The sequence below is a fragment of the Taklimakanibacter deserti genome, from assembly GCA_003574785.1.
Genome location: QORU01000013.1, coordinates 163,139 through 181,818, shown reverse-complemented (window position 1 = coordinate 181,818; position 18,680 = coordinate 163,139). Strand labels below are relative to the sequence as shown.

Annotated in this window: 16 protein-coding genes; 9 read left to right on the top strand and 7 right to left on the bottom strand. The window is 64.9% G+C overall.

The genetic code is table 11. From position 1 onward, the window contains the following. Positions 1–8: 8 nt before the first annotated feature. Complete coding sequence (locus DS839_RS26155; RefSeq protein WP_162918801.1) at positions 9–755, top strand: N-formylglutamate amidohydrolase; 747 nt, start codon at positions 9–11, stop codon at positions 753–755. Here DS839_RS26155 and DS839_RS26150 read toward each other — a convergent pair. The 6 genes from DS839_RS26150 to DS839_RS26125 all read right to left on the bottom strand — a co-directional run bounded on the left by DS839_RS26150 (position 748) and on the right by DS839_RS26125 (position 10,564). Beyond that, positions 748–1,251 carry a GNAT family N-acetyltransferase gene (locus DS839_RS26150; RefSeq protein ID WP_119273428.1) on the bottom strand — a complete coding sequence of 168 codons (504 nt, stop codon included), beginning with the start codon at positions 1,249–1,251 and terminating at the stop codon, positions 748–750. The two genes, DS839_RS26155 and DS839_RS26150, sit on opposite strands and share 8 nt — an antisense overlap. 39 nt (positions 1,252–1,290) lie before the next feature. Beyond that, positions 1,291–3,324 (bottom strand): dipeptide ABC transporter ATP-binding protein, encoded by a 2,034-nt coding sequence (locus DS839_RS26145; protein WP_119273427.1) that lies wholly within the window; start codon positions 3,322–3,324, stop codon positions 1,291–1,293. Then, on the bottom strand, positions 3,321–4,214 hold the full coding sequence (locus DS839_RS26140) for an ABC transporter permease (protein WP_119273426.1): 894 nt from the start codon (positions 4,212–4,214) through the stop codon (positions 3,321–3,323). Before DS839_RS26140 ends, DS839_RS26145 begins: the two co-directional genes overlap by 4 nt. Before the next feature lie 2 nt (positions 4,215–4,216). After that, positions 4,217–5,161, bottom strand: a complete 945-nt coding sequence (locus DS839_RS26135; RefSeq protein WP_119273425.1) for an ABC transporter permease — start codon at positions 5,159–5,161, stop codon at positions 4,217–4,219. Between the two features lie 65 nt (positions 5,162–5,226). After that, entirely contained in the window at positions 5,227–6,753 is a 1,527-nt protein-coding gene (locus DS839_RS26130; RefSeq protein ID WP_119273424.1) for an ABC transporter substrate-binding protein, read from the bottom strand. A gap of 214 nt (positions 6,754–6,967) precedes the next feature. After that, complete coding sequence (locus DS839_RS26125) at positions 6,968–10,564, bottom strand: hydantoinase B/oxoprolinase family protein (protein ID WP_119273423.1); 3,597 nt, start codon at positions 10,562–10,564, stop codon at positions 6,968–6,970. Positions 10,565–10,676: 112 nt separating this feature from the next. Here DS839_RS26125 and DS839_RS26120 point away from each other — a divergent pair, with 112 nt between their 5' ends. The 7 genes from DS839_RS26120 (at position 10,677) to DS839_RS26090 (ending at position 17,510) form a co-directional block, all read left to right on the top strand. Further along, positions 10,677–11,201 carry a winged helix DNA-binding protein gene (locus tag DS839_RS26120; RefSeq protein ID WP_119273422.1) on the top strand — a complete coding sequence of 175 codons (525 nt, stop codon included), beginning with the start codon at positions 10,677–10,679 and terminating at the stop codon, positions 11,199–11,201. Between the two features lie 207 nt (positions 11,202–11,408). Then, a complete protein-coding gene (locus tag DS839_RS26115) occupies positions 11,409–12,989 on the top strand; it encodes an ABC transporter substrate-binding protein (protein WP_119273421.1) in 1,581 nt (526 codons plus the stop codon). Positions 12,990–13,033: 44 nt separating this feature from the next. Continuing rightward, positions 13,034–13,984, top strand: coding sequence for an ABC transporter permease (locus DS839_RS26110; protein ID WP_119273420.1), 951 nt, complete (start codon positions 13,034–13,036; stop codon positions 13,982–13,984). 2 nt (positions 13,985–13,986) lie between these two features. Further along, on the top strand, positions 13,987–14,883 hold the full coding sequence (locus DS839_RS26105; protein WP_119273419.1) for an ABC transporter permease: 897 nt from the start codon (positions 13,987–13,989) through the stop codon (positions 14,881–14,883). Then, entirely contained in the window at positions 14,880–15,872 is a 993-nt protein-coding gene (locus DS839_RS26100) for an ABC transporter ATP-binding protein (RefSeq protein ID WP_119273418.1), read from the top strand. Before DS839_RS26105 ends, DS839_RS26100 begins: the two co-directional genes overlap by 4 nt. After that, complete coding sequence (locus tag DS839_RS26095) at positions 15,865–16,848, top strand: ABC transporter ATP-binding protein (protein WP_119273417.1); 984 nt, start codon at positions 15,865–15,867, stop codon at positions 16,846–16,848. The genes DS839_RS26100 and DS839_RS26095 overlap by 8 nt, the downstream gene beginning before the upstream one ends. A 2-nt stretch (positions 16,849–16,850) precedes the next feature. After that, positions 16,851–17,510, top strand: a complete 660-nt coding sequence (locus DS839_RS26090; RefSeq protein ID WP_119273416.1) for a pyroglutamyl-peptidase I — start codon at positions 16,851–16,853, stop codon at positions 17,508–17,510. A gap of 13 nt (positions 17,511–17,523) precedes the next feature. Here the strand turns inward: DS839_RS26090 and DS839_RS36685 are convergent, their stop codons facing one another. Then, positions 17,524–18,129 carry a TetR/AcrR family transcriptional regulator gene (locus tag DS839_RS36685; RefSeq protein ID WP_162918800.1) on the bottom strand — a complete coding sequence of 202 codons (606 nt, stop codon included), beginning with the start codon at positions 18,127–18,129 and terminating at the stop codon, positions 17,524–17,526. Positions 18,130–18,231: 102 nt separating this feature from the next. Here DS839_RS36685 and DS839_RS26075 point away from each other — a divergent pair, with 102 nt between their 5' ends. Further along, entirely contained in the window at positions 18,232–18,672 is a 441-nt protein-coding gene (locus DS839_RS26075; protein WP_162918799.1) for an abscisic acid-deficient protein Aba4 family protein, read from the top strand. Positions 18,673–18,680: the final 8 nt, after the last annotated feature.

Genomic DNA, 18,680 nt, shown 5'->3' with positions numbered 1-18,680 from the left:
TGGCCAAGATGAGCTGGACCGCTCCCTTCGACATCGTCAATCCCACCGGCAAGGCCGGGATCGTCATCGTCTGCGATCATGCGAGCAACGCCGTGCCGCAAGCGATTGGCGATCTCGGTGTCGCGCCGCAGGACATGCAACGCCATATCGCCTGGGATATCGGCGCCACGCCGATCGCGCGCCGTCTCGCGGAAGCTTTCGATGCGCCGGCCATACTGTGCGGGACCTCGCGGCTCGTGATCGACTGCAACCGCAAGCTCGATGATCCGACCCTCATCCCGTTGACGAGCGACGGGACCGTCATTCCCGGCAATGCGGGGCTGACCCCGGCGCAGCGGCGCCATCGTATCGACGCCTATTTCACCACTTATCACGATGCCTGCCGGCGGGTCGTGGCGGAGAGGCTCGCCAAAGCTGAGCGGCCCCTCTTCCTCTCCATCCATTCGATGACCGACCGGATGAATGGCGGCGGCCACCGTCCGTGGGAGATCTCGCTCTCCTCCAATGAAGACCGCAGGGCCACCGATCCCGTGCTCGTCGCCTTGCGGCGCATGCCCGATCTCGTGGTCGGCGACAACGAGCCCTATGACATGGACCCCCGCGCCGATTATTCGACGCCCGAACATGCGCTGGCGCATGGGCTCGATTATCTGCAAGTCGAGTTCCGCCAGGACCGTGTCGCGGCGGCCGAGGGCCAGGAGCGTTTCGCCATGATCCTCGCCAGGGCGATCCGGGATTCAGGGATCCTCAGGTAAATCCGCAATACATGATGTGAAGGCCGACGCGGCCGAGGCTTGGATGGGCGAAGGCGCCGGGAACCGTGCCGACGATGGCAAAGCCATGCCGCTCATAAAGCCGGATGGCGGCGGCGTTCGAGGCGGCGACGGCATTGAACTGCATGCCCGCATAGCCCTGTTCACGCGCCCAGGCGAGCGCATCGACCAGCAGCGCCGTGCCCACACCACGTCCCCGCGCATCGGCCGCGACCATGAAGCTCGCCGTCGCCACATGCGCACCCGGTCCTGCCCGGTTTGGTCCCATCTTGGCGGTGCCGAGAACCCGCGGTCCCGCGACGGCCACGACCGTCCGTCCGGGCGGCGGCGCGATCCAGATGCCGTGCGCCTGTTCAGCGGTCATCGCCGGGTCGTAAGTGAACGTGTCCTCGGCCAAGACGATGCCCTGCACGATCGGCCAGACTTTCGGCCAATCAGCTTCGCTGAAGTCGCGAATATGGAGAGCGCTGGTGCTCATCCGCATAGGCATAGGAAGCCCGCGGCCGCCTGGCAATCCTTATGAGGCCGCCTTTCGCGAGACGGTGTTGCGATCCGATTGCGGCCACTCTGCCCGGCTCGCCAGCTCATCGAGCGTCAGATGGCAGCGCAGGCGAAGGCCGGCTGCCGTCTCGCGCCAGGGCGGCGCTTCCGTCTCGCAGATCGCTCCCTTCTTCCAGGCGCAGCGCCCGGCATAGACGCAAGCCGTGCCCGCTTGCGCGACCGTGGCCAGCGACCGGCGCAGAGCAGCGGGTTTGCGCCTTTTGCGCGGGCTCGGCACCGCCATCAGGAGGCTGTGGGTATAAGGATGGAACGGCGCCTCGAAGACCTGGTCGCGAGGGCCGATCTCCATGATCTCGCCGCGGAAGAGCACGCAGACGCGATCGGCCAGCATGCGCACGACCGCAAGGTCATGCGAGATGAACAGCATGGTGATGCCATGCTCGGCCTTGAGCCTTTGCAACAGCGCCAGGATATTGGCCTGGACCGAGACGTCGAGGGCCGAGAGGATCTCGTCGCAGAGCAGCAAGGACGGCTCGGCGACCAAGGCGCGCGCGATCGCGACGCGCTGGCGCTCGCCGCCCGACAATTGATCGGCAAAGCGGCCGGCATATTTCTGGTCGAGCCTGACGTCGCCGAGCGCCTCGGCGACGCGCGCGGCTTGCGCGCTCCGCTCGGCGCGGAAGAAGAACTCGATCACCCGCGCCACGATGCTGCCGATCCTGGCGCGGGGATTGAGCGAGGCGTCGGGATTCTGGAAAATATACTGGATGCGCCGGCGCTGATCGTCGCTACGGTCCTTGACCTGAGGCGGCAGCGCAACGCCCGAGAGGCTGATCTCGCCCTTGGCCGGCGAGACGAGGCCGGCGATCGCCCGCGCCAGTGTGGATTTGCCGCTGCCCGACTCGCCCACCAAGGCGAAGGTCTCGCCCTCGGCGACGCTCAGCGATATGTCATGCAGGGCCTGGAACTGTTTCGCGCCCTTGCCATAGACGATGTTGAGATTGCGGATGGCGAGAAGCGCATCGGCCCTGGCCTCGCGCGGCGGCAGCGCCGCGACGTTCTCCGCGTGCCGCGGTGGGATCTCGCGCCAGCGCCAGCAGGCCACCGAGCGGCCGTCGCTTTCATCTGCGAGATTCTGCCGCGTCGCGAAGCAGGGCTCGAGCGCATGGTCGCAGCGCGGCGCGAAGGGACAGCCGGGCGGCAGCGCCTGGCGCTCGAGCAAGCCGCGCATGGGCGCCGCCGGCGTTCCGGAGCGATCCTCGATGCGCGGAATGGAGCCGATAAGGCCTTGCGTGTAAGGATGCCGTGGATCGGCGAACAACACATCGCTCGGCGCGATCTCGACCAGGCGGCCGGCATACATGACGCCGATGCGATCGGCGATCTGCGCCAGAAGCCCCAGATCATGTGTCACATAGAGCATGGACATGCCGAGCCTGGCCCGCAGGTCGACCAGCAGCGAGACGATCTGCTCCTGTGTCGTCACATCGAGGCCGGTCGTCGGCTCGTCGAGCACGACGAAGCCCGGGTCGCAAGCGAGCGCCATGGCGATGCAGACGCGCTGCTGCTGGCCGCCGGACAGCTGATGCGGATAACGCCTCGCGAAGGCGTCCGTCGCCGGCAGGCCGACGAGATCGAGGAGCTTGAGCACGCGTTTGCCCGCGGCATGGCTCCCCTGGAACTTGCCGTGGGCGGCGAGGACTTCCGCGATCTGCTCGCCGATGAGAATGCCGGGATTGAGCGCCGTCGTCGGATTCTGCGGCACGAAGCTCACATCGACGCCGCGCAGGCGATCGAGCTCGGGCCGCGGCAAGGAGAGGATGTTCACGCCATTGAGCCTGACCTCGCCCTTCTCGATCCGGGTCGCCGGATGGCGATAGCCGAGGAGCTGCAAGGCGACGGTGGACTTGCCGCAGCCCGATTCCCCGACGAGGCCGAAGACCTCCCCCTTGGCCACGGCGAAACTCACGTCATCGACGACGCGCAGCCAGCCATTGCCCTGACGGTAGGCGACCGAGAGACGCGCGACCTCGAGGGGATATTTCGTCATTGGTTCCCGAGCTTCACGGTGCGGCCGAGGATGCGGGCAAGTCCCTCGGTGAAGAGATTGAGGCCGACGACGAGCGAGGCGAGCGACAGGCCGGGTCCCAGCACGGTCGCCGGCGAGACGATGAGCAGCGCCCGGTTCTCGCTGATCATGAGGCCCCATTCGGGCGTCGGCGGCCTGAGGCCGAAGCCGAGGAAGCCTAAGGAACCGATCAGGACCGGCGCATAACCGGCCCTCAGCGCGAATTCGACCAGGAGGACGCTCGAGGCGTTGGGCAAAAGCTCGCGGCGCATCACCGACCAGGCGCTCTCGCCGCGCAGCCGCGCGACGGTGACGAAATCGCGAGTCGCGATGTCGATGGCCGCGGCGCGCGCCATGCGGGCGATGCGGGGGGCATAGACGAGCGCCACCACCAGCACGACCAGGAGCGGATTGCCGGAGGCTTCGCTGCCCGCCGCGGTGATGGCGATCAGCGCCAGGACGAGGAAGGGAATGCTGATCAAGGCCTCGAGGAAGCGCTGGATGACCTCATCAATCCAGCCCCCGACATAGCCCGAGAACAGGCCGACGACGGCGCCGATGAAAAGGCCGAGCAGCGTTCCCGACAAGGACAGCAGAATGACGATATGGCTGCCATGGACGACGCGGCTGAAGACATCGCGGCCGAGCTGGTCGATGCCGAAAGGATGGAGCCAGGTGGCGCCGGACAAGGGAATGCCGGCGCCCATCTGGGAATAGCCATAGGGCGCCCAGAAGGGTCCGGTGACGGCAACGAGAAGATGGAGGATGAGGATGACCGCGCCGATGCGGAAGCTCATCGGCGTCTGGCGCCACAGAGAGAGCCAGCGGTTCTGGCGCCGAGATGCGGAAGCGGGGATTTCGTGCGCCGTCATGGTCAGCCAGTCCGCAAACGGGGATTGAGCAGGATCGCCGCGATGTCGGCGATGAGATTGGCCGCCACATAGACCAGCGCCGAGATCATCACCGTCGCCTCGATGACCGGCAGGTCGCGCAATTGCAATGAATCGACGAGCAGGCTGCCGAAGCCCGGATAGCTGAAGACCTTCTCCACTACCACGACGCCTCCGATGAGATAAGCGAGATTGAGGGCGGTGACATTGAGGGTCGGCACCAGTGCGTTGGGCAAGGCATGGCGCAAGAGCACGCGGCGGGCGGAAAGGCCTTTGAGCTCGGCGGTCCGGATATAATCGGAATCGAGCACCTCGATGAGGTTGTCGCGCAGCATGCGCACCGCATAGACCGCCATGACGATGGCGAGCGTCACCGCGGGCAGCGTCATGGCGGTGATGTATTCGAAGGCGCTCGATGAGTCATCGACCAGCGAGATCGCCGGCAGCAGCGGCAGAGCGACGACAAAGATCAGAAGGAGGATGGTGGCGAGCAGGAAATCCGGCATCGACAGGAGGATGAGGGTTACGATCGATAAAGCGTGATCGACCGGACGGTCGCGCCGCAAGGCCTGGATGGTGGCGGGAATGACCGTCAAGGGCACATAGAGCAGGAAGGCGTAGAGCGACAGCAGTACCGTGTTGAAGATGCGCGGCGCCAGTATCTCGGTGACCGAGCGGCTGCTCACCAGCGATTTGCCGAGATCGCCGGTCAGGAGGCCGCCGAGCCAGGAGAGATAGCGAAGCGCCGCCGGCCGGTCGAGGCCGAGCTCGGTGCGCAAGGCGGTCAGCGCCTCAGGCGTCGCGTCGCGGCCGAGGATGCGGCTCGCGACGTCTCCGGGCAGGATCTCGAGGATCGAAAAGACGACGAGCGAGACGATGAGCAGCGTCACGACCGAAAGCGCGATGCGCCTCAGGATCAGCGTGACCATGCCCTATCGCTCCCCCTTTCAGATCCGGATGCGCCAGGAGGCGCATCCGGCATACGCCTCGTCTTCTACTTGCAGCTCAGATCCTCGAAATTGAGATTGAAGTTCTGCGCGCGCGGCGTGTAGCCCTCGCAGCCCTTGCGCAGGGCGAGGACCTGATGGACGAACATCGGCAGGATGAGCCCGCCCTCTTTGGCCAGGAGCTCGCCCACTTGCTGGAAGAGCTTGGTGCGCTCGGCCGTGTCGACGGTGGTGTTGGCCTTGAGCAGCAGCGCGTCATAATCGGGCCGTTCCCAATGGGTCTCCTTCCATTTGGCGTTCTGCGTATAGGCCACCGCCAGGCCTTCGCCGGGCGGGCGCATCGACCAGGCCGAGGTCACGATCGGCTTCTTCAGCCACACATCGTCCCAGAAGCTGTCGGGGGGCGTGACGACGACATTGATGTCGATGCCGGCGGGCTTCGCCATCTCGGCATAGACCTGCGCCATGCGCACCATGCCGGGCACGCCTTCGGCCGTGTAGAGGTCGAATTTTAGCCCGTCCTTGTAGCCCGCTTCCGCCAGCAGCTTCTTGGCGAGCTCGTAATCCTGCTTGGGCGCCTCCTTGGTGTAGGAGGCGGGCGCCCCCACCGGCACCGGATTGTCGGCGCCGACCTGGCCGAAGCCCAGAAGCACGGTGTTGACCATCGCCTGCCGGTCGACCACGGCCTTGAGCGCTTCGCGCACGCGCACATCATCGAAGGGCTTGGTGTCGACCCACATGGAGACGGTCATCGAGTTCGATGCCGAGGTCTCGAGGAGCTGGACCGAAGGATCATCCTTGAGCGAGGGGATCACGGAGGGATCGACATTCAGCATGAGGTCGACCTGGCCCGCCTTGATCGCCGAGACCGCCGCCACCGGCTCCTGGGCGACGGTGATGCGGATGCATTCGGACTTGGGCTGGCCCTTGTTCCAGTAATTCGGATTCTTGCGCAGGATGCGTACCGGATTATTGGGGACGAACTGCTCCTGCATGAAGGGGCCGGTGCCGTCTTCCTTCAGCCGCAGATCCTCCTTCTTGGCGCCGTCGGGCACGATATTGGTGAATTTGTTGGTGATGAGAACCGGAAGCTCGACGACGGGCTTCGGCGTCGTGAAGCTCACCGTGTATTTGTCGACCGCCTTGATGCCCTTGGGATCGAGGAATTCGAGAACGGCCTTGGCGCCCGAGCCCGTCTTCTCGTCGAGCAGGCGCTGGAAGGAATAGACGACGTCGGCGGAAGTGAAGTCCTTGCCGCTGTGGAATTTGACGCCTTCCCGGAGCTTGAAGGTCCAGGTGAGGCCGTCATCCGACACCTTCCACTCGGTGGCGAGTTCAGGCAGCACGTTGAAATTGTCGTCGATATCGACGAGGCGGTTGTAGACGGCGAAAGTGTGATAGGCATCATCGCCCGAATGCATGTCGGCCGGGTCCATGGACTGCTTTTCGCCGCTCCATTCATAGCCCAGCACCTTGACGCATTCATCGCCGGCCGCGGCATGGCCGGCTTCTGCAAACCACACCAGCGCCAGAGCGGATAGCGCCGCACCTAATAGTCCCTTGGATGTCTTCATGGTCGTCCCTCCTGAGAAATTATCATCTATTGGCCAATCGCGAGCGATCGGCGGGGGCAGTTCCGAAATGTCGGACTTCAGTTCATTAATCTAGAAAGGGCACAATAACCGCGCGGTGGGGCGAGTCAAGAAAAGGCGAAAGCGCGCGCGGGCCGCCGGCGCATTGGTGCACGCGCGTATCGATCGCGAATTTGTCGCAAGAGTTTTGATCGGTTCAGCGTTCCGCTGAAGCGCCGTAGCCGCCGCCGGTCGGCGTGCGGATCATGATCGCATCGCCCGCTTCAAGCCGCACCTGGCAGCAGCCCGGCTGCTGCTCGCAGGTGCCGTCCTGCCGGCGGACCAGGTTCACGCCGAGCTCACCCGGATCGCCCCCCTTCACGCCGAACGGTCGCACGCGCCGATGGCCCGAGAGGATTGCGCAGTCCATGGCTTCGAGGAACCGGATGGTGCGCTCGGTGCCGTCGCCCGCCCGCCAGCGTCCCTTGCCGCCCGAATTCCGCCTGATATGGAAATCCTCGAGCAGCACCGGATAGCGCAGTTCCAGGATCTCGGGGTCGGTGAGGCGTGAATTGGTCATATGGGTGTGGACGGCATCGGCGCCGTCGAAGCCCGGCCCTGCCGGCGCGCCGGAACAGATCGTCTCGTAATATTGATGCTCGTCATTGCCGAAAGTGAGATTGTTCATCGTGCCTTGCGAGGCCGCCATGATGCCGAGCGCGCCGAATAGGCAGTTGGTGACCGCCTGGCTCACCTCGACATTGCCGGCGACGACGGCCGCCGGGAAGCTCGGCGACAATATCGTGCCTTCCGGGATGATGATCCTGACCGGCCTCAGGCATCCGGCATTCATCGGAATGGCGGCGTTGACCAGGACGCGGAAGACATAGAGCACGGCGGCGCGGGCGACCGGCGTCGGCGCATTGAAATTGTCGTCGCGCTGGGGAGATGTGCCGGTGAAATCGACGGTCGCCTCGCGCCTGGCGCGGTCGATCGACAGGCGGACGCGAATGACGCTGCCCTGGTCGAGCTCATAGGTGAAGGCGCCGTCGGCGAGATCGACGATGGCGCGGGCGACGCTCTCGGCCGCGTTGTCCTGGACATGCGCCATATAGGCATTGACGACGGCGAGGCCGAAATGATCGACCATCTTGCGCAGCTCGGCGACGCCGCGCTCATTGGCGGCGATCTGCGCCTTGAGGTCGTTGACATTCTGCACGGCATTGCGGACCGGATAGAGTCCGCTGGTCAGAAGCCGTTCAAGCTCGGCCTGGCGGAACCGCCCGCGGTCGACCAGCTTGAAATTGTCGATATAGACGCCCTCCTCCTGGATGGTGCGGGCTTGCGGCGACATCGATCCCGGCGCCGTGCCGCCGACATCGGCATGATGGCCGCGCGAGGCGACGAAAAACTGCAAGGCGCCGGTCTCGGCGAAGACCGGCGTCACCACCGTGATGTCGGGCAGATGCGTGCCGCCATTATAGGGGGCATTGAGCGCGAAAACGTCGCCCGGCGCCATGGCGCCGCCAAAGCTCTGGATCACGCTCTTCACCGACATGTCCATCGAGCCCAGATGCACCGGCATATGCGGCGCATTGGCGACGAGCGCGCCCTCGGCATCGAAGACGGCGCAGGAGAAATCGAGCCGCTCCTTGATGTTGACCGAATAGGCGGTGTTCTGCAGCGTCAGGCCCATCTGCTCGGCAATCGACATGAAGAGATTGTTGAAGACCTCGAGCAGGACCGGATCGGCCGTCGTTCCGGTCGGCGAGGCCCGGCGCAAGGGCGTCATGCGCTCGAGCAGCACATGGTTCTTGGCCGTGATCCGCGCGCCCCAGCCTTCTTCCAGGATGATGGTCTGATGCGGCTCGATCAGCAGAGCGGGTGCGGCAATGACATGTCCCGGCCGCAGGTCGGCGCGGAAATGGACGCCCGCCTCCTGCAGGACGCCTTGCGAATAGAAGCGCGTGCGTTGCCGGGGCGCGGCTTCCGCCTCTGGCGCATCGGTCTCACCCTCCGCAAGCGCATGGCCACCGCCGATCGCCTCGACGAAGAGCGCATCGAAAGCGATGGCATTGGTCTCGTCGATGAAACCGAAGCGGATCTTGTGCGCCGTCTCGAAATCAGCCGTCATCGCAGCGATGGTGCCGAAGGGGACAGCGAGCGCGGTGTCGGTGCCGGCATAGCGCAGATGCGCCTGGCGGTTGACCGCGATATCGGCCAGCGCGACGCCCTGCGCCAGGACCTCCGCCAGAGCCGCCTCGGCGAGTTCGCCCAGCATCTTCTCCGCCGCGCACAGTCCTTCCGCTGCAAAGGGGGCATGCAAGGTGCGCTGCCGCACGGCGCGAATGTCGGCGAGGCCCATGCCATAGGCGGAGAGGACGCCCGAATGCGGATGGATGAGGACGGTCTCGATGCCGAGCGCATCGGCGACGAGACAGGCATGCTGCCCCCCGGCCCCGCCGAAACATTGCAGCGCGTAGCGCGTCACGTCATAGCCGCGCTGCACCGAGATCTTCTTCACCGCCGCCGCCATGTTCTCGACGGCGATGCGGATGAAGCCGTCGGCGACCTGCTCAGGGCTCATCTCCTTGCCAATGTCGCTGGCGAGGGCGGCGAATTTGGCGCGCACGCCCTCCCGGTCGAGCGGCTGGTCATGCGTCGGCCCGAAGATCGCCGGGAAGAGCTCCGGCTGGAGCTTGCCCAGCATGACATTGGCATCGGTCACGGTGAGCGGGCCGCCGCGGCGATAGGCGGCGGGGCCCGGATTGGCGCCGGCCGAGTCCGGACCCACCGTGAAGCGCGAGCCGTCGAAATGCAGGATCGAGCCGCCGCCGGCGGCTACCGTATGGATCAGCATCATCGGCGCCCTGACGCGGATGCCGGCGACCTCGGTCTCGAAGGTGCGCTCATAGTCGCCGGCGAAATGCGACACGTCGGTCGAGGTGCCGCCCATGTCGAAGCCGATCACCTTGTCGATGCCGGCGCGCCGCGCCGTCTCGATGCAGCCGACGACGCCGCCCGCCGGGCCGGAAAGAATCGCATCGCGGCCCTGGAACAGCTCGGCCGCGGTAAGCCCTCCCGAAGACGTCATGAACATCAGCCGGCAGCCGCTCGCCTCGCCGCCGAGCTCCTGGGCGACGCGGTCGACATAGCGCATGAGAATCGGCGAGAGATAGGCATCGACGACGGTAGTGTCGCCGCGCCCGACGAGCTTGACCAGCGGATTGACCGCGTGCGAGGCGGAAATCTGGGTGAAGCCCAGCTCCTTGGCGATCTCCGCCACTTGCTTCTCATGGGCCGGATACTGATAGCCATGCATGAACACGATGGCGCAGGCGCGAATGCCGTCGGCATGAGCCTTGCTGAGGGCGCGGCGGGCGCCTTCGACATCGAGCGCCCTCTCCACCGTGCCATCGGCGCGCACGCGCTCATCGACTTCGTGGACGGCTTCATAGAGCTGTTCCGGCTTGACGATGGCTTGCGCGAAAATATCCGGGCGCGCCTGGTAGCCGATCCTGAGCGCGTCGCGGAACCCTTTGGTGATCAGAAGAACGGTCCGGTCGCCCTTGCGCTCGAGCAGCGCATTGGTGGCGACCGTCGTGCCCATTTTCACGGTCGCGATCTCCTGGGCAGGAATGGGCGCACCCGCGGCGACGCCCAGGAATTCCCTTATCCCCTGGAGGGCCGCATCGGGATAGGCCTCGGGATTCTCGGACAAAAGCTTCTTGACCAGCACCCGCCCTTCGGGGCTGCGTGCCACCACATCGGTGAAGGTTCCCCCGCGGTCGATCCAGAATTCCCATTTGGACAAGGCATTTCTCCGGGCTTTCGGACATAATAGGCACGATATATCGATAAAATGTCAATATGGACGGCCGATAAAATTGCTCGTAGAGAGGGAATATTGCCCAGAAGGATCAGCCATGGTCGACCCAGCTCACGAATTCAACGTCCCGATCGTCTCTTCGGCCCATCTCGCCGCCGGCGCCATGCCGGCCCTTTCCGAGTTCGAGTTCGGGGCGATCATCGTGTCGCACGCCTTCGACCGCTGGATGGTGCGCTGCATGGCGGCCGCCGGCGTGCCCGACATGTCGCCCGTCGACGTCCTCGTCCTGCATTCGGTCTATCACCGCAACAAGGCGAAGCGGATGGCCGATATCTGCCTTGTGCTCAACATCGAAGACACGCATGTCGTGAGCTACGCGATCAAGAAGCTCACGCGCCTCAAGCTGGTGGCCAGCCACAAGCAGGGCAAGGAGAAGTTCATCTCGACGACCGCGACAGGGGCGCGCGCCTGCCAGCGCTACCATGAGATCCGCGAGGCCCTCCTCGTCCGTTCCGTCGGCACGATCGGCCTCGACCAGCAGAGCCTGTCCCGGATCGCGGCCCAGATGCGCGCCCTGTCGGGACATTACGACCAGGCCGCGCGCGCCGCCGCCTCGCTCTGATCCATCCTCTGACGCGCTTTTCATCGGCAGCCGCAGCAACTGCCCAACAATCGGCCTTGACACTCTTCTGGCGATTTGCCAACGTTTCGTCGATAAATTTTAAAAAAGCTTACGGGGATGGATCGGTGACAGGACAGGGTTGGCGTGCAATCCCGCAGATCCCTCTCGGCATGAGTCCATAACAGCGACAACAGGAGAGGATCGCCCATGTCTTTTCACCAGACATTTCGCCGTTTCACTTTTGCGCTGGCGCTTTCCGCCAGCGCCATCGCGCTCGCTCCTGCAGCTGCGCTCGCGCAAGGCGGGACATTGATCTGGGGCATGCCGGCCGAGACCGATACGCTCGATCCGCATGCGACCGGCGGCTGGAGCACCTATCAGGTCACCTATCAGATCTTCGAAGGCCTGGTGAAGGAAGACCTCACCAAGGCTGATGTGCCGACGCCCGAGCTCATTCCCGGCCTCGCCACATCCTGGACCATCTCGCCGGACGGCCTGCAATACACCTTCACCTTGCGCGAGGGCGTCAAATTCCATGACGGCACGCCCTTCGACGCCGCGGCGGTAAAATTCAATTTCGAACGCTTCTGGGACGAGAGCTCGCCCAATTTCTACAAGAAGGCGAAGGCCTTCGTCATCGCCTACACCAAGTGGATCAAGAGCGTCGAGGTCGTCGACCCGATGACGGTGCGCGTCACGCTCAAGGCGCCGAACTATCAATGGCTGCGCCAGGGCCTGCAGAGCTACGGCCAGCCTCTGATGGTGAGCCCGGCCGCGGTGAAGAAATACGGCAATGAGGGCATCGTCGCCCATCCGATCGGCACCGGGCCGTTCAAATTCGTCGAGCGCGACCAGGGCGTCAAGACCGTCATCGAGCGCAATGACGACTACTGGGGCAACAAGGCCAAGCTCGACAAAGTGATCTTCCGTCCGCTGCAGGATCCGGCGACCCGCATCAATGCGCTGGAGAACGGCGAGATCCACATGATCACCACGCCCCCCTGGGACGAGATCGAGCGCCTCAAGGATGAAGGCTTCGTGGTCACGACCAACAAGAACGTGCCCTATATCAACTTCATCCATCTCAACTTCAAGAATCCGGCGCTGAAGGACATCAGGGTGCGCAAGGCCATCAACATGGCTATCGACCGCGAAGGCCTCGCCAACGAGATCTATCGCGGCACCGGACGCGCCGAATATGGCATGCTGTCGCCCGGCACCGATGCCTATGATCCCAATTTCAAGAGCTTCACCTATGACCCGGAAGGGGCGAAGAAGCTCCTCGCCGAGGCCGGCGTGAAGGACCTCAAGCTCGTCTTCGAGATCCCGCAATATGGCACGGGCGAGATCGTCGAGACCTGGATCCAGCGCGATCTCAAGAAGGTCGGCATCGACGTCGAATTGCGCAAATATGAATGGGTGACCTATCTCGGCAAATGGGCCGGCGGCATGCCGGAAGACGTCGCCATGAACGAGATCGGCTGGGGCATGTCGACGCCGTCCTGGATCGACATCGTGTCGCGCTGCGACTCGGCCCCTCCCGGCGGCATCAATTCCGGCTATTATTGCAATCCGGAAGTCGACAAGCTGCTCGACCAGGCGATCCTCGAGCGCGATCCGGTGAAGGCCAAGGAAATCTACCAGAAGGCCAACCGCATCATCATGGACGATGCCGCTTTTGTGCCGCTCGTCGACGACCTGCAGCCGATCATCACGTCGGCCAAGGTCAAAGGCTTCGTCAATCCGCCGGAAGACTGGTACGATCTCTCCGTCGTCACGGTGGAATAGAGTGGAACCGGCCGCCTCCGGGCGGCCGGACTTAAAGGGCGCATATGGGATCGTTCATCGCCAGACGGCTCTTGAGCATCGTTCCGGTGATCTTCGGCGTGTCGGTTGTCATCTTCCTCCTGGTCCAGTTGACGCCCGGCGATTCAGCCACCGCCCTTCTCGGACCCCAGGCAACGGAGGAGGCCAAGCAGGAACTGCGCCAGGCGCTCGGCCTCGACCGCCCCTTGCCGATCCAATATGGCGCGTGGCTCAAGCGCACGCTCTCGGGCGATTTCGGCACCTCGATCGCGACCCAGATCCCGGTCACCGACCTCGTCCTGCCGCGTTTCGTCAACACGCTGATCCTCACCTCCTCGGCCCTCCTCCTCGCCATGATCATCGGCTATTCGATCGGCCTCTTCGCCGCGCTCAGGGCGCATTCGGCCTTCGACCGCTCGACCATGTCGCTGAGCCTGCTCGCCGGCAGCGCGCCCGAATTCTGGCTCGGGCTGATGCTGGTGCTGCTCTTCGCCATCAAGCTCAAATGGCTGCCGGTCTCCGGCATGGAGGACATGGCGGGCGATGGCGGGCCCCTCGACCTCCTGAAGCATCTCATCCTGCCCGCCATCACCGCAGCGCTCGGGCCTGCGGCAATCATCACCCGCATCGTGCGGGCGAGCCTCATCGACACGCTGCGCCGGCCGCATGTGCGCGTCGCCCGGGCGAAAGGCATCAAGCGCGCATCCCTGCTGCGCCGCCATGTCATTCTGAACGCCCTGCCATCGATCACCACCATCACCGGCCTGCAGCTCGGCTATCTGATGGGCGGCACGCTTCTCACCGAAGTGGTCTTCGCCTGGCCGGGCCTCGGCTCGCTGCTCTATGATTCGATCACGGCGCGCGACATTCCGGTGCTGCAGGCGACGACGCTGCTCATCGCCTTCACCTTCGTCATCGCCAATATCGTCGTCGATGTCATCAATGCCGTGCTCGATCCCCGGTTGCGCGAGGCCTGATCATGACCAGCCCCGCGCTCGAGCAGACCGAACCCCTTTCCCGACGCTTGAGGTCGCCGCGGCGCTTCTGGCGCATCAAGGCCTTCTTGCGCAACTGGACCGCGGTCACGGCCGCGGCATTCCTGCTCATCGTGCTCCTGGCGAGCGTGCTCGCACCCTTCCTCAGCGCGCATGGTCCCTATGATGCCGACAACCTGTCGCGCTATGTCCCGATCGGGACCGAAGGCTATCTGCTCGGCACCGACCAGCAGGGCCGCGACATGGTCGCCCGCCTCCTTTATGGCGGGCGCATCTCGCTCCTGGTCGGCATCCTGCCGACATTGACCGCGAGCGCCATCGGCCTGGCGCTTGGTCTCCTCGCCGGCTATACGCGCGGGCTTGCCGATCACGTGATCATGCGCTGCCTCGATGTGGTCTTCGCCTTTCCGATGGTGCTGCTCGCCATCGCCATCGCCGGCGCCATGCAGCCCGGTGTCTCGACCGAGATCATCTCGATCACCGTCATCCTGATCCCCTATTTTGCCCGCCTTGCCCGCACCGCCACGCAGGACGTCGCCGCCATGCCCTATATCGAGGCGGCCCGCGCGGCCGGCGGCTCGCCCACCGACATCATGCTGCGCTATGTGCTGCCCAATGTGTTCAGCCCGGTCATCGTCTATGCGACGACCTTGATGGGCCTGATGATCGTGGTGGGCTCGGGCCTGAGCTTCCTCGGCCTCGGCGTCCAGCCACCGACGGCGGACTGGGGCGCCATGGTGGCGGAGGGACGCGTGGTGCTAAGGCGCGCCCCGCATGTCACCGTGCTCCCGGGAATCATGATCCTTGCCGTCTCGCTTGCTTTTAACTTCCTCGGCGACGGCATCCGCGACGCGCTCGATCCGCGGTCGATCCGGCGATGACGGACGCAGCCGACATCACGCTCGAGGTCAAGAACCTCACCACGCGCTTCGGCAACGCCCGAACCGGCGCCACCGTCGTCGATGGCGTGAGCTTCAACTTGAAGCGCGGGCGCACCACGGCGCTGGTCGGTGAATCGGGCTGCGGCAAGTCGGCCACCGCTCTGTCGGTGATGCAGTTGCTCGAGCCGCCGGGCGAGGTGATCGCGGGCGAGGTCAAGCTCGGCGGCGTCGATCTCATGCGCCTCAGCGATGCCGAGATGACTGAAGTGCGCGGACGCCGCATCGGCATGGTGTTCCAGGACCCGATGACGTCGCTCAATCCGCTCCTGTCCATTGGCGACCAGATCGCCGAGACGCTCACCGCCCATACCGATCTCTCGCGCCGTGAGGCCGAGCAGCGCGCCGTCGATCTTTTGACCCGGGTCGGGGTCGCCGATGCCGGGCGGCGCGTCCATGATTATCCGCATCACTTCAGCGGCGGCATGCGCCAGCGCGTCCTCATCGCCGCGGCGATCAGCTGCTCGCCCGAGATCATCATCGCCGATGAGCCGACGACCGCGCTCGACGTCACCGTCCAGGCCAAGATCCTGCGCCTGCTCTACGACCTGCAGCAGGCCATGCATGCCTCGCTCCTCCTCATCACCCATGATCTGGGCGTCGTCGCGGCGATGGCGGATGAGGTGATCGTCATGTATGCGGGCCGGATCGTCGAGCAGGCCGATGTCGACACGTTGTTCCACCGGCCGCGCCATCCCTATACCAAGGCGCTGCTCGCCTGCGTCGAGGGCATCAGCGACCGGGCTGCGGCGCTCGAGCCCATCCAGGGCATGGCGCCCGATCTGAAAGATCCGCCGCCGGGCTGCCGCTTCGCGCCGCGCTGTCCCTCGGTGCGCGATGTCTGCCGGCGCCGGGATCCCCGCCTCGCGCCCTATTCCGCGCGCCATGACGTGGCCTGTCTTCTCGTCGGCGAGGAGGCCGCAGATGGCTGAGACGCTGCTCGAGGTCGCCCATCTCATCAAAACCTATCCGGCGCGCGGCAAGGGCCAGAAGGTCCAGGCGGTGGCCGATGCCAGCCTCGCTCTGGCGCGCGGCGAGACCTTGGGTCTCGTCGGCGAGAGCGGCTGCGGGAAATCGACCCTGTCGCGCCTCATCCTTTCGCTCGTCGCTGCCGATCAGGGCGCGGTCAGGATCGCCGGCGCCGATTTCCTCGGCGCGCCCCGCGAAGAGCAGCGGCTGATGCGGCGGCGCATCCAGATCGTGTTCCAGGACGCGTTGTCATCGCTCAATCCGCGCATGACGGTCGGCGTCAACATCGCCGAGCCCATGCGGCTGCAGGGGCTTGGCACGCAAGCCTCCAGGCGTGAAGAAGCCCGCCAATTGCTCGAGCTCGTCGGCCTCAGGGCCGAGGACGAAGACCGCTATCCGCATGAGTTCTCGGGCGGCCAGTGCCAGCGCATCGCCATTGCCCGCGCCCTCGTGCTCAAGCCCGATATCGTCATCTTCGATGAAGCGGTCTCGGCCCTCGATGTCTCGATCCGCGCGCAGATCCTGCGCCTGATCCTCGACCTGCAGCAGAAATTCGGCCTGTCCTATATCTTCATCTCGCACGACCTCTCCGTGGTCAAACGCATCTGCGACCGGATCGCGGTCATGTATCTCGGCCGCATTGTCGAGATCGGCTCATCCGATGCCGTCTGCGGCAGCCCGCGCCATCCCTATACGGAGGCGCTGTTGCGCGCCATCCCGATCGCCGATCCGCGGCGCATGCGGGTCGAGAATCTGGGATTGATCGAGGGCGACACGGTCGCCGCTGCGGGACCGTCCGGCGGCTGCGCCTTCGAGCCGCGCTGCCCGCATCGCTTCGCGCGCTGCGGCCTCAGCGTGCCGCCGCTCTTCGATATCGCCGCGGGCCACCGCGCCGCGTGCTTCCTCAACGAGACCGACCGCCAGCAAGGAGATCCCTGACCATGTCCACCAAGATCGTCGTCACCGGCTTTGAACCCTGGCAGCACGGTGCTGAAAACCCGACGCTCGAAGTCCTGTCGCAGCTCGAGACCGCCAATGACGTCGACGGCGAGCTGACGCTGGTCAGGCTGCCGGTCGATTCGAACAAGCTCGCGGACATCACGTCGAAGACGCTCGACGAGGTGAAGCCGGATCTGTGGTTCAGCCTGGGGCTGGCGCCCGGCCTCTCGGTCATCGCGGTCGAGCGCATCGCCGCCAATGTCATGGATTTCCCGATCCCCGATAATGTCGGGACGCAGCATGGCGGTGAGCCCGTCTTCGCCGACGGCCCCGCCGCGCATATGGCGACGCTGCCGGTGAAGCTCATTACCGAAAAACTGCGCCAGAGCGGCATTCCAGCGAAGATCTCCAACTCGCCCTCGACCTATCTGTGCAATCAGATGATGTATACGGTGCTGCATCTCATTGCCAAGAAAGGCCTGAAAACGCGCGCCGGCTTCATCCACGTCCCGGCGCATCCGCGTCTCGCCGCCATGCAGGACTATCCGCTGGTCGAGATGCCGTCGATGAGCACCGAATTGATGGCGCAGGCGGTGAAGAATGCCATCGGCACGACGCTGGTGTCGACGAAAGACAGCCGGGCGCCGGCCTTCAATTACTGAAGCGTCTGCACGATCACGTCGGACGCAGGAGCCCCGGCAGCGACGGCAGGATCGCCGCCGCCGGATCCATGCTCTCGGCGATGCCGGGCGGCAGTTTGCGGTCCAGCAAAAGGGTAGCCGTCCCATGGACCAGCGCCCACACTGCCGCCGCCTTGGCGTTCACCTCACTTTGGCGCTTCTCGCCGAGAACGGCCGCGACACTGTCGCAGAGCTGCTGCCAGGCTGCCCTCGAAGCGGTTTTGAGATGCGGCGAGGCCAGCGAACCGGCGCCCAGACGGAACATCAGGCCATAGACGGCGGGATTGGCGAGCGCGAAGGCGACATAGGCGCGGCCCATGGCTTCGAGCCGCGCCAGAGGCGATCCCTCCGCCTGATCGGCCGCCTTGCCAAGCGCCGCGACGAAGCGCTCGAAGCCCCTGGCGGCGATCTCGGCCAGGAGATCGTCGGCGGTCGCGAAATGATGGGCGGGGGCCGCATGCGAGACGCCGGCGCGGCGGGCGCATTGGCGCAAGGTGAAGCCTGAGAGCCCCTTCTCCTCCAGGAGTGCTATGGCCGCCGCGACCAATGCCTCACGCAGATCGCCGTGATGGTAGGTCCTGGGTCGCTTGCGGGCCGGCATGAAACTCCTCTACACCGCAATCCAGACACTGTCAAAATTAATCTTGACAATGACAAGATTTCGGCATTTTATGTCTTGTCACTGTCAAGATCGGAGTGGAGCATGACCCCCGAAGGCATTTTCACGGCAGCGAATTTCACCGCCATGGCGGGCTGGGCTGTGCTGGCGATAGGCGTGGTCTTCAACAATGCGCTGCTGCGCGACCTCATCGCCGGACGGGTCGTTCCCGCACTTCTGGCCGCCCTCTACACGGCGCTCATCCTGCTCCATTGGGCGGGCTCGCAAGGCGGCTTCGGCAGCCTCGCCGATGTCGCAAGCCTGTTCGCCAATCCCTGGCTGCTGCTCGCCGGCTGGGTGCATTATCTCGCTTTCGACCTCGCGATCGGATCGGCGATCGCGCGCAAGACCTTCGATGAAGGCCTGCCGCGCCTCGCTCTCGTGCCGATCCTGCCTTTGACGTTCCTGTTCGGTCCCATCGGCTGGCTCTGTTTCGAAGCGCTGCGCCTCATCGCACCGCTTCTGCAGCGCAAGGCACCCGCATGAAGGAGCAC

Coding starts and splice junctions, on each gene's coding strand:
- DS839_RS26150 (WP_119273428.1), bottom strand. CDS start 1,251: ATGAGCACCAGCGCTCTCCATATTCGCGACTTCAGCGAAGCTGATTGG.
- DS839_RS26120 (WP_119273422.1), top strand. CDS start 10,677: ATGGTCGACCCAGCTCACGAATTCAACGTCCCGATCGTCTCTTCGGCC.
- DS839_RS26090 (WP_119273416.1), top strand. CDS start 16,851: ATGTCCACCAAGATCGTCGTCACCGGCTTTGAACCCTGGCAGCACGGT.
- DS839_RS26130 (WP_119273424.1), bottom strand. CDS start 6,753: ATGAAGACATCCAAGGGACTATTAGGTGCGGCGCTATCCGCTCTGGCG.
- DS839_RS26075 (WP_162918799.1), top strand. CDS start 18,232: ATGACCCCCGAAGGCATTTTCACGGCAGCGAATTTCACCGCCATGGCG.
- DS839_RS26155 (WP_162918801.1), top strand. CDS start 9: ATGAGCTGGACCGCTCCCTTCGACATCGTCAATCCCACCGGCAAGGCC.
- DS839_RS26100 (WP_119273418.1), top strand. CDS start 14,880: ATGACGGACGCAGCCGACATCACGCTCGAGGTCAAGAACCTCACCACG.
- DS839_RS26105 (WP_119273419.1), top strand. CDS start 13,987: ATGACCAGCCCCGCGCTCGAGCAGACCGAACCCCTTTCCCGACGCTTG.
- DS839_RS26145 (WP_119273427.1), bottom strand. CDS start 3,324: ATGACGAAATATCCCCTCGAGGTCGCGCGTCTCTCGGTCGCCTACCGT.
- DS839_RS26115 (WP_119273421.1), top strand. CDS start 11,409: ATGTCTTTTCACCAGACATTTCGCCGTTTCACTTTTGCGCTGGCGCTT.
- DS839_RS36685 (WP_162918800.1), bottom strand. CDS start 18,129: ATGCCGGCCCGCAAGCGACCCAGGACCTACCATCACGGCGATCTGCGT.
- DS839_RS26135 (WP_119273425.1), bottom strand. CDS start 5,161: ATGGTCACGCTGATCCTGAGGCGCATCGCGCTTTCGGTCGTGACGCTG.
- DS839_RS26095 (WP_119273417.1), top strand. CDS start 15,865: ATGGCTGAGACGCTGCTCGAGGTCGCCCATCTCATCAAAACCTATCCG.
- DS839_RS26140 (WP_119273426.1), bottom strand. CDS start 4,214: ATGACGGCGCACGAAATCCCCGCTTCCGCATCTCGGCGCCAGAACCGC.
- DS839_RS26110 (WP_119273420.1), top strand. CDS start 13,034: ATGGGATCGTTCATCGCCAGACGGCTCTTGAGCATCGTTCCGGTGATC.